Raw genomic sequence first — 13,713 nt, forward strand, 5'->3', positions numbered from 1 at the left:
TTTATATGTACAGACCGGGGTCCGATAAACAGACTACTGGAAAGCATGGATAGGAGGAATACAGATGAGTAAATATACCTGGGTTGATAAGGATACATGCATTGCTTGCGGTGCTTGTGGAGCTACTGCGCCTGACATTTATGATTACGATGATGAAGGTCTGGCTGAAGTTATCTTCGATGGAGACAGCAACCGCGGCATAACAGCTATCCCGGACGATATGTTCGAAGATATGCAGGATGCATGCGATGGATGCCCTACCGATTCGATTCATATCGAAGACGCTCCGTTCAACAAAGAAGCCTGATTTCTTGCGAGAATGGCTTTTGCCAAACGCCTTGTTCACCACTCTGGTGGACAGGGCGTTTTTTGCGCAAATAGCATCATGCAAATTGATTCGTCAGCCCTATGCAAATGACTGGAAGAAAAGAGGGTATTGTCCGATATAGAAGATAATAGGCATACTCTGCGCAGAGAAGAATACATAATCTGATATTACAAAGAAGGGAGATTCGGAAGCCATTCCGGGGATGGATGAATGAAAAACTTACTGTATTTGAAACGTTATGTGAAAATGCATCCGAATAACCGGATGGGCTGGTATCTGCTGGGCAAGGAATACGAAGCAGAAGGACAGGTCGGCAAGGCCAACTACTGTTATAACCGGGCTGGTGATATTTACGAAGCTTTTGAACACAGTAAAGTACCGGCTGATGTACTCAAAGATTATGAAGCCAAAGTGATGGAAATGGCGCATAAGCGGGAGCAGAAAATACGGCGATGGCGTTACAGCATGCTGGGAGTGGTGCTGCTGTTCCTGTTCATGATGCGTTCAGTCGCTGCGCCATACGACAGCAGCCAGCTGATGGCCCAGAATGATCCCGCTGCTCCGGTCCAGACGAAAACCGGCAAGGATACCGGTAATTCCGAACCGGAAAAGCCGCCGTTCCGTGCTCCGCTTGCCTTTACAGCCGTAGGGTTATCCTTTGGCAGTGACGAGGCTGCAGATTCCTTTACCGATTATATGCAGCAGCAGGCACTGGAGACAGCGCCGAATACGGCTGTTGTGCTGGGAATGGAAAAGTCGGACAAATGGCTGCTATGGAAGCCGAAGCTGCCGGTTATGTACACGCTGGCAGAAGGAGATAACCCTGGACAGACGAGGATTCAGTCATATGATGCAGAGAACTGCCATTGCAAGCCGGGACAGCTCCGTTATTATCAAAAGGAAGCCGGAGAATGGATGCAGCAGCAGGAGGAGCTGGCAGCCATGCAGACGGCTATCCACCATTACCGGACAGCCAAAGGAAAACTGCCTGCCCAGCCGGGTCAGCTGGAATCGGCGTTCCCGGGCAACTGGCTGTCCGGCAGCACAGAAGTCATGAATCAGACCTTTACCGCTCTAAAGGCACTGCAAAGCGGCAGCGAGCTGCCTGCCAGTGCAGCAGCCGGTTCGGATAGCGAAGCTGCGCAAATTATGGCTTCGACGCTGGGCAGCCAGCCTTATTTCCAGCAGCCGCTAGAGATTATCGTAGACAAGAAAAAGCATCGTCTCGCGGTGGCGAGCGGCCAGGTGCTGCTGCGTAACTATGAAGTGGGACTGGGAGGTGCCAAAACACCGGAAGGTACGTTTAATATCTCCATTAAAGTGATGGATCCAAACGGCAAATCGAACGGTGATTTTGGCAGTCGTGGCATGCAGCTGTCTGATACGAACTATGCGATCCACGGTACAAATGAACCGGACAGTATCGGACTGGACGATTCGCTTGGCTGTGTACGGATGGATCAGGAGGATGTTGAAGAATTATTCGATATGGTACCGCTCGGAACCAAAGTAACCATTGCCAGCGATGTACTGCCCGGTAAGGTATGGGTACCGGAGAAACGCTTTAAGACGAGCAAGAGCCAGAATCAGACTGATCCTCATACAACCTATCACTGGCTGGATTAAATTTGCCGGTGTCTGCCAGTGCAGCGAATGAACCCAAACGGCAATCCGGAAGCGGTCTTCTTAAAACAAGAAGATCGCTTTTCTTTTGACCCGGAACAGGATAAACTGTTATAGAGATCAATTTGCAGGCCGGTCGGAAGAGGCCTTGCAGGATACGCATGCAGGCGGTTGGCCAATGCCAGGAACGGAGTGAATGCAACTTGTTATATCGCAACATTTTCAAACCCGTATTGTTCCGGATGGACCCGGAAAAAGCGCATCATCTTGTAATCGGCGGACTGGGCGCAGGTGTGCGCATTCCCGGTACGCTGGCAGCCATGAATTCCATGTATGGCATCACCAGTACACCGGATATGACGACAGAGTTGTTCGGGATTACATTCCCGGGACCGGTCGGTCTGGCAGCAGGGCTGGACAAAAATGCGCAGGCGGTGCCTGGATTATCGGCATCCGGTTTTGGCTTTATGGAAGTGGGCACAGTTACACCACGCCCTCAGCCGGGTAATGAACAGCCACGCCTGTTCCGTCTTCCATCCGATCAGGCGCTCGTAAACCGGATGGGCTTTAACAACGAAGGTGCCGATGCGATGGCGAAGAGGCTTCAGGAACTGAATGCCCGTTCCATCCCGATTGCCGTGAATATCGGCAAAAATAAAACAACGCCCAATGAGCAGGCGGCTGACGATTACGAATCCTGTATCCGTACCCTTTACCCGTATGCCGACTTCTTTGTCGTCAACATCAGTTCACCGAATACGCCGGATCTGCGCAACCTCCAGCACGGCAATGAGCTGAAGGAACTGCTTGCTGCCGTGATGGCGGAGATGAAGCGTCAGGAACAGCAGCATGGTTCGGCAAAGTCCGTGCTGGTGAAGATTGCACCGGATGTGAGCGAGGCGGAGCTGGAATACATGGTGGATACGATTCAGTCCAGCGGAGCAGCCGGCCTGATCGCAACGAATACAACTCTGTCGAGAGAGGGATTAACCCATCCCGATGCCGGACAGGCAGGCGGTCTCAGCGGACGGCCGTTAACCCGGCGCTCCACCGAGATCATTTCCAGCGTCTATCGTCAGACCGGCGGCAGACTGCCAATAATCGGCTGCGGCGGCATTTTCTCCAGTCAGGATGCCTATGACAAAATCAGGGCAGGTTCCAGTCTGGTGGAGATTTACACTTCGTTTATCTATGAAGGTCCTCAGGTGACCCGTGAGCTGCATAACGGGATCCGTGAGCTTATGAAGCGTGACGGCTTCACACATATCTCGGAGGCGGTCGGGGCAGACCACCGCTAATCCAACCCCCAATACATGTAAATTCGAAAGAATGAGGTCATAGACTGAGGAGGCATGAAGATGGATGACAGAGACTGGGAATTATTCTTGCTTCCCTATGAACAAGCGGTTGAAGAATTAAAGGTAAAATTCAAAACTATGCGCGCCGAACTCAAAAAGAGGGAAGAATACGCGCCAATCGAGTTTGTCACCGGACGCGTCAAAAAAATATCCAGCATTCTGGATAAAGCCAAGCGTCTGGACGTTCCGATGACTGAGCTTGAGACAGGAATTGAGGATATCGCCGGCATCCGGATTATGTGCCAGTTTGTGGAGGATATCCGCTGGGTTGCGCAGTACATTCGCGCCCGTAAGGATCTGACTGTTCTTTATGAAAAAGACTATATTACCAACTTCAAGGATAGCGGCTATCGCAGCTTCCATATGATCGCCGAGTATCCGGTACAGACAGCCTTCGGTCAGAAAATTGTACTGGCCGAGATTCAGATCCGGACTCTGGCGATGAATTTCTGGGCGACGATCGAGCACTCCCTGAATTACAAATACCGGCAGAGTCTGCCGACACCGATCCGCAACCGGCTGAAAACAGCAGCCGAAGCGGCGATGATCCTGGATAACGAGATGTCCAGCATCCGTGAAGACATCCTGGATGCCCAGAAGAGCTTTGAGGATGATGCCAGCATCGTCCAGCGGGTACTGACGGATATTCATCGCCTGTATTTCCATCATATGATTACCGAGGCGATCGAGAGTCAGGACAAGTTCAATGCACTGTGGCAAAACAAGGACTTTGAAGGACTCCGTCAGCTGGCTGATGATGTCAAGCGCAAGCGCAAAGCCGCTTCACGAACGATCGATGAGGAAAACCATGAGCGCTGAGTTTGAACCTCTGTATGTCGCCTACCTGGTATACTTTAACCGGGATCGGGATTATTTTGAGTGTCATGAAGTACTGGAAGAGCTGTGGCTGGACAAAGGCAGAGAACCTGTCTATCAGGGATTGCTGCAGGTGGCGGTCGGGCTGTACCATTTCCGCAATGGCACGATCAATTCCATGTATAACAAGCTAAGCGGTGCCCTGAAAATGCTACAAAGCAGCCACCGCAAGCTGTCTCCTTATCCTCCCGATATGCTGGGGATTAATCTGGACAAGCTGCGGCATGATGTGGAACGGTATATTCGGCGGCTGGAGCGTTATGAGCAGGAGCCGTTTGAGTTTTATGATCTGGAAATTGAGATTGTCGATCCTTTGCTGCGCAGAGCGGTAGAGGAGGCATCCCTTACAATCCCGGTGAATATTCCGCAGCGTACCGGATACGAACGCGGACCCAAGGCAAAGGAATCAAGTGCCGAGTAACCAATTTCGGTCATATCGGATCTGCCCACAGCTCCATACAACTTCGTACCTATAGAGATTAACAGACTACTGATCTGTACCCGGATACCACAAAGCTTGCCTGTAAAAGGCAGGCTTTTTGTTTTGTCGCCGCAGGGAGAGGGAAATATGCTAAAATATAGCTTGTTCTTAACAAGTACGTTATCTATCCAGAAGGAGCCTATAACCTTATGTCAGTACAATTACCGCCGCAATTCGTGCAGCGGATGCAGGATTTGCTTGATGATGAATTCCAGTCTTTTATGGACAGTTATGAGCAGTCTCCCCGTGCAGGATTGCGTGTAAATACATTAAAAATCTCCAATGAGCAGTTCCGGCAGCAGTCACCGTTCGAGCTGCGGCCGATTCCGTGGTGTCCGACCGGCTATTATGTGGATGCTGCGGCACGCCCCGGCAAGCATCCGTATTATTATGCAGGCCTCTATTATATACAGGAGCCGAGCGCGATGAGTCCGGTCGAAGCGCTGGATGTACAGCCGGGTGACCGTGTACTCGATCTGTGCGCGGCACCGGGCGGCAAGTCGACGCAGATTGCTGCAGCACTGCAGGGGCAGGGACTGCTCGTCACCAATGATCTAAGTGCAGAGCGTACACGCGCACTCGCCAAAAATATGGAACTGTACGGTGTCCGCAATGCCGTGATTCTGAATGAATCACCCGAGGTGATTGCCACCCGGTTTGGCGGTTTCTTTGATAAAATTCTGGTCGATGCTCCCTGCTCCGGAGAAGGCATGTTCCGCAAGGACGACGATGCCGCCCGCCAGTGGATTAACCATTCGGTGGAACGCTGTTCGATCATGCAGCGGGATATTCTGCAGACCGTAGCGACGATGCTGGCGCCGGGCGGCCGGATTGTGTATTCGACCTGTACCTTTGCCCCGGAGGAAAATGAACGCAGTATCGCTGTGTTCCTCGATCAGCATCCGGAGTTCAACGTGACATTGCCTGCACATGCCGAACATTTTGGCCGTGGACGCAGTGAATGGGCACACCGGGTGGAGGAGGAGATTCAGCAGGGAGAGACGGTGTTGACCGCCATTTCGGCAGATGAGTATAATCCGGTGTCTCCAGCATCGATCGAGCAGACGAGCAGAACCGTTCGGTTATGGCCGCATCAGCTGGAGGGAGAAGGGCATTATATCGCTGTGCTGGACCATCAGGCTGCTCGCCAGGCGGATTATATACCTGCTGAGCCGCCCGTCATCGCTCATACCTATAAAGAACGGCCGCAGCGTCATGCTGCCTCCAGACCGGATAGCCGGGCAGAGAAAAAGGCAGAACGGCGGGCGGGCAGAGACGACTCCAGAGGACGTCCGGAGTCCAAAGGCAAATCTGCACGCGGAGCGGCCGGCAGTCGGACGCAAGGAACGGAGGAAGCATCTCCTCCTCAACTGTGGATGGAGTTCAGCGGACAGGAGCTGACCGGAGACTGGACAGTGCAGCGTCTGATTACTTTTGGCCAGAATATGTATCAGTCCCCGGTGGATGAGAATCGGCTGCAGGGTCTCAAGGTAATCCGTCCGGGATGGTATCTTGGCTCTTACAAAAATGGCCGCTTTACCCCAGGGCACGCCCTGGCAGCCGCACTGGTGCCTGCCGAAGCCAAGCGCAGGCTGAATCTGAGTGCGGATTCGCCGGAAGCGATATCGTATCTCAAAGGCGAGACACTGTCGGTTCCGGCTGAGCGCATTCAGTGTGACCAGGGAGCATCCCCGCGCGGCTATGTGCTCGTATGTATCGACGGCTTCTCGGCAGGCTGGGGAAAATGGCAGCAGGGCGACATACTCAAAAACGAATACCCGGCAGGATGGAGATGGATCTAAACGATGAATAAACCGGTAAAAAAACAGCGTCTGGACAAAATACTCGGCAATCTCGGCTATGGCACACGCAGTGAATTGAAGCGTGCAGCCAAGCAGGGACGGATTACCGTCAATGACGCAGTCATCAAGGACAGCGGACTGCAGGTCGATCCATATCAGGAAAAGATTGAATTTGACGGGGAACAGATCATGTACCGTGAATATATATATTTGATGATGAACAAGCCGCAGGGCGTCATTTCGGCGACCGAAGACCGGCGTGACCGTACTGTGGTCGATCTGCTGGATGTGGAGTATCAGGTATTCCAGCCGTTCCCGGTTGGACGTCTGGACAAGGATACCGAAGGACTGCTGCTGCTCACCAATGATGGTCAGTTGGCCCATGATCTGCTGTCTCCGCGCAAGCATGTTCCCAAAACGTATGCGGCGGATGTGCTGGGAGAAGTCGGCGAAGATGATATTACAGCGTTCCGTCAGGGTGTCACACTGGATGACGGATACGAGACACTTCCAGCAGAACTTCGTATTCTGGAACACATGCCTACACCGGAAGGCATCGTATCCCGGATTCAACTGACCATTTCCGAAGGCAAGTTCCATCAGGTCAAGCGGATGTTCGAATCAGTCGGCAAAAAGGTCATCTATCTGCAGCGGCTCTCCATGGGCGCTCTGCAGCTGGACCCTGCGCTGCCGCTCGGCGAATACCGTGAACTAACGGCAGCGGAGCTGGAATCGATAGGGAGAAACGCAGCCGACCATACTTCATAACTGACTGGTCAATCAAGCAACTAACCAACCAACACTATTGGATGTATATTAAAAAACAGGCAGGTGGATCAATGAACTATCGATTAATCGCTCTTGATATGGATGGTACGCTGCTGGACAGCAACCACGAGATTTCCCCAAAGACAGCTGCAGCACTCCAGGAAGTGGCTGCCCGCGGCACTGAGATTGTATTATGTACCGGACGGACACCGGTAAACTCCATTCCTTATATGGAGCAACTGGGTCTGCATGAAGAAGGCTATGTAATCGTGCATAACGGCGCAGCGACTGTGCATACGGGTACCCGTGAAGTGATCCACCAGTTTCCACTGGATACCGCTGCACTGGAAAATTATATGCACTACTGCCGCCAGCATGATATTCATTTTGATATCAATACCGCTTTTGAAATATATGTGGATTCGCCGGAGAACATGCAGGCGGCAGCACAGGAGATGTATGCCAAGTTCCAGAGCTTCCAGATGAAGCCGCTGCTGCTGCCGGCATGGGAGGAGCTGTCAGCGCCCGTGCTGAAGTTGAGCGCCTTTGCTTCGCCGGATCAGCTGGACACCGCTTATAAGGAATGGAGTCTGTGGACGCCGGAGTTCAACATTTTGCGCAGCGGGGAATTTTTCATCGATCTGATGCATCCCCGGGCGTCCAAGGGAGACGCGCTGCAGGCACTGGCAGAGAGCCGGGGCATCGCTCCTGCAGAGATTATGGCGATCGGCAATTATTACAATGACGTGTCGATGATACAATATGCCGGTCTCGGTATTGCCGTCGACAATTCACCGCTTGAAGTCAAAGCGGCTGCAGATGAAGTGACGTATTCCAATGATGAGGAAGGCGTCTATCATATGCTCCAAAAGTACGCTGGAGTGACCGGCTAATCCGTTAAATCACAATGCTGCGCCGGACAGTGCAACCTTGGTGCGCCAGCACCTTCATAATATTCAGCAATCAACCGGATAACAGCCTGATCTGAAGCCGCTCAAGCAGTTGAGCGGTTTTATGATGTTGGTCTGTCCCGATACATGATACAATCTTGTAGTATAGGGTCAGACTTGATGATCAGCATGGTTATGTTGATATAATGAAGTGACGAATAAGGGAAAGGAGGAATATTCTTGAGATTGCTGCAAGCCCTGTTTTTCCCTCCTGAACAACCGGGAGGCGTCTCGTCCATGATTCCCTATCTGCAGGAACGGTTCAGCTCTGCACGCTGGGAGATGGAGATCTTCTCTTTACCCAAACGGATACGCAACAAAGGCAAGGATGACGTCGTATTTGAGACGTTTGACTGGACCGTATATGGCACAAGTCCGGTTGTCCAGAAATATATCCAGACCTATCGTGACTACCGCTGGTGGGCGCGTCTGCGGCTGAACAAGCCCTATGATCTGATTCATTCCCATCATCCGTTGGTTGGACTGGTCATGCGTGAGGTATTCCCGGATACGCCGATTGTGCAGACCGTACACTCCAGCTATGAACGCGAGCTGCTGCTAAACGGCAAAATTGCGGAAGGCAGCATGGAGCAGGAATTCCTCACCTCCCTGTATCGTGAGCTGGAATACCGAACGGATCGCCTGATGACCGTATCCCATTCCTTCCGTACGTATATGTCTGCTTACGTGGAGCATCCCGAGAGGATCGAGGTGCTGCCGAACGGTTTCGATGAGAAACGCTTTAAGCCTGTGCCGCACGAAAATGAAGTGCCGCAGTTGATGACGGTCTGCCGTCTCGTACCTGCCAAGGGGCTGGACACCCTGCTCAAAGCCTGCGCCATTCTCAAGCAGCGAGGTCATAATTATGTGCTGCACATTATTGGGGATGGGCCGAGCCGGACCGATCTGGAGCAGATGGCCCAGCAGCTGGGCATTTATGAGGATACCATTTTCTACGGATATACCCTGCATCCGGAAGAGTTTATGCCGTTTTTTGATATTTTTGTGCTGCCTTCCCGGGCAGAAGCGTTTGGCTCTGTATTTGCCGAGGCTGCGCTCTGCTGGCTGGCGCTGGTCGGCACCAATGTAGGCGGTATTGCCGAACAGATCGAAGACGGCGTCAATGGCCTGCTGGTCCCTCCGGATCAGGAGCAGCTGCTCGCCGATGCGTTGGAAAAGGTCATTACCGATCCTTCATATCGTTATGAGCTTGCTCGGACCGGCTGGGAAAAAGCCAAAAATCAGTACTCGCTGACCCATGTGGTCAATGAACTCAAAAGGCTGTATCTGGAGTATTTGACCGAGAATCCGCTTCACTCGATGTCGGATCTTACTGTCCAGCAATCGGACAGCGAGTAATGCAGCAGCGAAGAAGGCGACAATCATTACAATTTTGCAAATTACTTGCCTGCACTAATCCGGTATAATCAAATCCATACTACAGATGGACATGCAGCATGATATAATTGTCTGTATGCGTATGATCGAGACAGCCGCCGGATGGAATTGCCTCAGTAGAAAAGAGGGACCGGGCGCACAAGTCGCCAGGATCAGCTGACAACGGAATACTGATGCAGCACAAACCATCAGAATATGAGTGATGGAGGACGAATCATGGAAGAACTCAAACAACGAATTTTGCAGGAAGCCACCGTACTATCCAATAATGTACTGAAGCTGGACGCTCTATTGAACCAGCAGGTAGACCCGCAGCTGACCATGCGGATGGGTCAGGAGTTTGCACAACTGTATCGTTCTGAACAGATTACTCGTGTCGTCACTGTAGAATCGTCAGGCATTCCGGTCGCTTTTGCGACAGCGCATGAACTGGGCGTTCCGCTCGTATTCGCTCGCCGTAAAAAGACATTGCTCGCCGATCCGGATGCACTGGTGGAGCGTGTACCTTCCTTTACCAAAGGCATTGTGACAGATATTGTATTGTCCCAGCAGTTCATTACTGCCAATGACCGTATTCTGTTTATCGATGATATTATCGCCAATGGAGATGCTGCACGCGGCTTGGTCAAGATCATTCAGCGCTCCGGAGCGACACTGGTTGGTGTAGGCATAGTGATCGAGAAATGTTTTCAAAATGGAGCACAATCGATCCGCGAACAGGGGATCCGTCTGGATTCGCTTGTGAAAATTGCCTCACTGGATGAAGGACATATTACTTTCGCCTAATCTCGGCAACTTATGTTTAAACCTTTTATTTTGGTTTATCTTATTTTATGGACATTGATAACCGATAGTGTAAGTATGGCCCCATGAGATAATAAGAACTTGACAATTCCAGACATGCTTTGACTGAAAACATGATATTCTCTTTCCAAATGGGGTATTAATGTCTTATAATAAAGATATGTTAGGGAGGGGAGGCAGACTAATGAGCAAAGAGCCGATCACTGAAGAGTTTTTTATCAATAAACTGGCCGCCGCAAAAGTACACTTCGAGCGTGCTTTGGATTGTAAGCACACTGAATTTGATGACCTGTATCCCTATATGATTGAACATCCGCAGTTCTTTTGGTACAAACGTTATGTAGCATGGTCTGAATTGCTGACCATTGTGAATCTGTGTCAAGAGCTGGACTTTAACTGGAAATCGCAATTTTCCGATCACCAGGTAGAGTACGTGAACGAGCGTGTGATGTCCGCGAAAGTGCTTGATTATTGGTTCGAGAAAAACGATTCCAAAGAACACGCACAGCGCTGATCATAGCAGGAAGTCATTCAACAAGCATTCAGACCTAAATGATCTCATTTAGGTCTTTTTTTGTAGAAGATTAGAGATTGCGGAAGAATAGCATAATCCATAGTGAGCAAAGAGGGTGAAGATGATGATGTCAGAAGAAGAACTGGACGCCTATCGCCAGTCCGGAGAGAAAGTCCGGGTCGTGCGAGACGGCATACGTGATAACGATGTACGCGGTATCGTCATTGCCTGGGATGATGAGCATGTACTGATCCGCCGTCCAAATCGTAATGTGGCCAAGCTGAGCCGCAGCTATATTATTCAGCCATCCAAGGACCCGCGTATCGATCCACTGGAACAAAGCGAATTGGTTGAGCCGGACGCTGGGCAGGAACAGGGATAAGAGTGAGAACCATATTAGCAGCAGAGCAGGCGCAGCAATCCTACCCATCCATTCTGCAGCTATTCTAGGTAGTTCTTATACAGATGGAATCGCAGGTTGGGTATGTTGATAAGGCAATCTGAACAAATCTGCAAATAAAGAGCATAAATAACATCGATAAATAAAAAAGCCATCTGCCGGACTGAGGTCCGAATCAGATGGCTTTTGTTCGTTAAAAATAAAACTTGTACAAGCGAGTTAGACGCTGCAATACAACATAACCAATATAATAAAAAGGGAAGTATATATACAATAAGGGATAAACCACGTAGAGGGATGATAGTGTATAGCTTCTATACTCAGGTCCCTGTGCGGTAAGGGGAATAGCGGGAGTAGCGTGCAGGTTCGCGTACACGGGACGGATTATAGGGTGCAGGCTGTCTGTCGTCAGCCGGTGCGGAAGAAGCCTCTGTTGCCGGTATCAGCCCCAGATAGGCACGCATCCGCTCAGCCGCTTCCTGACGGAACTCTATCGCCGGGATCTGGAAGGTGCCATGATGGCCCTTGCAGAGGATCTGAGCTTCTACACTGCTGTCGGATTGGTTGACCTCATACAGACGCAGATTCTGCTTACGCAGATCACGTCTTACCTCGGACAGCAGCAGGTTGGCACGGTCAGCAGCACTTCGGATTACTTCCCGGTACAGGCCTGGCGCACTGAGCTGATCACTTTCTTCCAGCGCACGTGTATCATGATCAAATTTCTTTTGAATATAAACAAGCAGCAGATAGCTTTTTACCAGGGAACGTTCTTCTTCAGATAAAAAGACAGCCATTCATGTCACCACCTTATGAGAACTTATGTTCTTATTGTACCGAACATGGGGATATTTGGCAAGTGAAAGTTACGGTAAACAGGCAATTTATGCAGAAAAAGAAGAAAAATAAGATATTTCGAGATCAGTATAATCAAATATTTGGAAAATAATCGTAATGGCTCTCATTACTCTTTAAAAACAAATAAGAATTCAGGGAAGTGGGTTATTCAGACTGCTAAAATTATGCGGGTGATCAGGCAGCATAATTGTCCTTTCAACAGTTCCATAATGTTATGTTAGCATGTCATATTGGAACTACGGTAACCTGCTTCTTCATGCCATAAGTCTGTTTCATTTTGGACAAATGATCCTCTGAAATATTTTATCAATATACTGTTATTCTTGTTGTGAAAGCAGTATACTGGCGTTTGCATTTGTTGCAGAATAGGATACTGAATTACCAATAGCTATTGTGCAAACGTATGCGCAATAAAAGTGATGAATTCATATTTTTCTTTTTATTCCATATTTTTACATGACAGAAATTAAAAACAGTCAGCATATAAAAAACCCGCAATTAACCGGAAGAAAATCTGCCTTCTGGATAATAACGGGTTATTTGTACGCATACGCCAGTATAGAAGAAGTAATCAAAGATAAATAAATATATGAATTGGCTAATAAAAATAGATGTTTTGGAATGTAGTACATATTTGCAGTCATTTCTGAAGAAAAAAAGACCTTGTACATAATAATAAGGTTTTGTCGATAATGTGACAATCAAAGATTGTAATTCCATATTGTTCAATAAATTGCAATATCTCTTATTTATGATGGCAATCCCATATCCCGAATGTCACGCAAATTTTACATTGACCGTCATAATAAAAGTATCTATAGTTAATTATTGTAAGTGAAACAATTCATATACATATATTTCAGACATCTTTCTCAGCTGGAAGCTTTGTCTGTACGCTCGATATGGAGAAATTCGAATTCGACCTGACAGCCATGTCCCTGGGGACTGCAAGCATACACTCCGCATTGGAAAGGGGTCTGATCGCTTATATCATCGAATAGATGCGCGATTCGTATCTGATGCCACTCTGTTGATTCTGGGGTGTCGCCTTCCTGCTCGGCGTATTCTACGGTGTAGTCACCGGCCACCCGGCTGATGCGGAACAGCAGCTCCGTGAAGCCTGCCTGGAAATTCTGGGTGGACCAGTCGGAGTATCCATTATTGGTCACGACGACGCCAAGCTTGGCATGACCTTCGGTCTCAAATTCGACAGAGGTCTTGAGCCAGCACTGCTCGGAGAAGCGGATCATCAATCCGGCCTGATCATACTGGTGCACCGGATATGTACGAACTCTGGTCGTTACCGTCATATCGCCGGATACTTCGGCAAACAGGAAATGTCCATTGTCAACGCGGAATCCGTAATGTGTTTTCTGCCAGAAGTCCGTTTCTGCAAGAGGTTTGAAGGAGAGTACCTTTTTGTCTGTGGATACTTCCCATTCCTGTGGAGGACAGTGCCACTTCAATCGTTCGTCGATCGTTTGACCTGTGAAATTTTCCAATACATTTTTCATTATCATACCTGCTCCTTTGCTGGATAAAATGGGGAACAG

Annotated in this window: 14 protein-coding genes; 12 read left to right on the forward strand and 2 right to left on the reverse strand. The window is 49.6% G+C overall.

What is annotated here, in order from left to right; genetic code table 11:
* The first annotated feature begins 64 nt into the window (after nucleotides 1-64).
* The 12 genes from WH45_RS14955 to WH45_RS15010 all read left to right on the forward strand — a co-directional run bounded on the left by WH45_RS14955 (nucleotide 65) and on the right by WH45_RS15010 (nucleotide 11,284).
* On the forward strand, nucleotides 65-307 hold the full coding sequence (locus WH45_RS14955; RefSeq protein ID WP_046215239.1) for a ferredoxin: 243 nt from the start codon (nucleotides 65-67) through the stop codon (nucleotides 305-307).
* 231 nt (nucleotides 308-538) lie between these two features.
* Nucleotides 539-1,954, forward strand: a complete 1,416-nt coding sequence (locus tag WH45_RS14960; protein WP_046215240.1) for a L,D-transpeptidase — start codon at nucleotides 539-541, stop codon at nucleotides 1,952-1,954.
* 200 nt (nucleotides 1,955-2,154) lie between these two features.
* Nucleotides 2,155-3,249 (forward strand): quinone-dependent dihydroorotate dehydrogenase, encoded by a 1,095-nt coding sequence (locus tag WH45_RS14965; protein WP_046215241.1) that lies wholly within the window; start codon nucleotides 2,155-2,157, stop codon nucleotides 3,247-3,249.
* Nucleotides 3,250-3,309: 60 nt separating this feature from the next.
* The gene (locus WH45_RS14970) at nucleotides 3,310-4,128 is read left to right on the forward strand and encodes a GTP diphosphokinase (protein WP_046215242.1); all 819 of its coding nucleotides are present in this window, start codon (nucleotides 3,310-3,312) and stop codon (nucleotides 4,126-4,128) included.
* Complete coding sequence (locus tag WH45_RS14975; RefSeq protein WP_046215243.1) at nucleotides 4,118-4,606, forward strand: DUF309 domain-containing protein; 489 nt, start codon at nucleotides 4,118-4,120, stop codon at nucleotides 4,604-4,606. Before WH45_RS14970 ends, WH45_RS14975 begins: the two co-directional genes overlap by 11 nt.
* 209 nt (nucleotides 4,607-4,815) lie before the next feature.
* Nucleotides 4,816-6,468 carry an RsmB/NOP family class I SAM-dependent RNA methyltransferase gene (locus tag WH45_RS14980; RefSeq protein ID WP_046215244.1) on the forward strand — a complete coding sequence of 551 codons (1,653 nt, stop codon included), beginning with the start codon at nucleotides 4,816-4,818 and terminating at the stop codon, nucleotides 6,466-6,468.
* Between the two features lie 3 nt (nucleotides 6,469-6,471).
* Nucleotides 6,472-7,236, forward strand: coding sequence for a pseudouridine synthase (locus tag WH45_RS14985; RefSeq protein WP_046215245.1), 765 nt, complete (start codon nucleotides 6,472-6,474; stop codon nucleotides 7,234-7,236).
* A 71-nt stretch (nucleotides 7,237-7,307) separates the two neighbouring features.
* Nucleotides 7,308-8,129, forward strand: coding sequence for a Cof-type HAD-IIB family hydrolase (locus tag WH45_RS14990; RefSeq protein ID WP_046215246.1), 822 nt, complete (start codon nucleotides 7,308-7,310; stop codon nucleotides 8,127-8,129).
* 237 nt (nucleotides 8,130-8,366) lie between these two features.
* Nucleotides 8,367-9,545, forward strand: a complete 1,179-nt coding sequence (locus WH45_RS14995) for a glycosyltransferase family 4 protein (protein WP_046215247.1) — start codon at nucleotides 8,367-8,369, stop codon at nucleotides 9,543-9,545.
* 255 nt (nucleotides 9,546-9,800) lie between these two features.
* The gene (locus WH45_RS15000; RefSeq protein ID WP_046215248.1) at nucleotides 9,801-10,370 is read left to right on the forward strand and encodes a xanthine phosphoribosyltransferase; all 570 of its coding nucleotides are present in this window, start codon (nucleotides 9,801-9,803) and stop codon (nucleotides 10,368-10,370) included.
* A gap of 202 nt (nucleotides 10,371-10,572) precedes the next feature.
* Entirely contained in the window at nucleotides 10,573-10,902 is a 330-nt protein-coding gene (locus WH45_RS15005) for a hypothetical protein (RefSeq protein WP_046215249.1), read from the forward strand.
* Nucleotides 10,903-11,026: 124 nt separating this feature from the next.
* Entirely contained in the window at nucleotides 11,027-11,284 is a 258-nt protein-coding gene (locus WH45_RS15010) for a hypothetical protein (protein WP_046215444.1), read from the forward strand.
* A gap of 338 nt (nucleotides 11,285-11,622) precedes the next feature.
* Here the strand turns inward: WH45_RS15010 and WH45_RS15015 are convergent, their stop codons facing one another.
* Nucleotides 11,623-12,099: a YhjD family protein gene (locus WH45_RS15015; protein WP_046215250.1), complete on the reverse strand. Its 477-nt coding sequence runs from the start codon at nucleotides 12,097-12,099 to the stop codon at nucleotides 11,623-11,625.
* A 933-nt stretch (nucleotides 12,100-13,032) separates the two neighbouring features.
* Nucleotides 13,033-13,680 (reverse strand): DUF1349 domain-containing protein, encoded by a 648-nt coding sequence (locus WH45_RS15020; protein WP_407668031.1) that lies wholly within the window; start codon nucleotides 13,678-13,680, stop codon nucleotides 13,033-13,035.
* Between the last annotated feature and the right edge of the window lie 33 nt (nucleotides 13,681-13,713).

It is taken from the genome of Paenibacillus wulumuqiensis (assembly GCF_000971965.1).
Lineage (GTDB): Bacteria > Bacillota > Bacilli > Paenibacillales > Paenibacillaceae > Saccharibacillus > Saccharibacillus wulumuqiensis.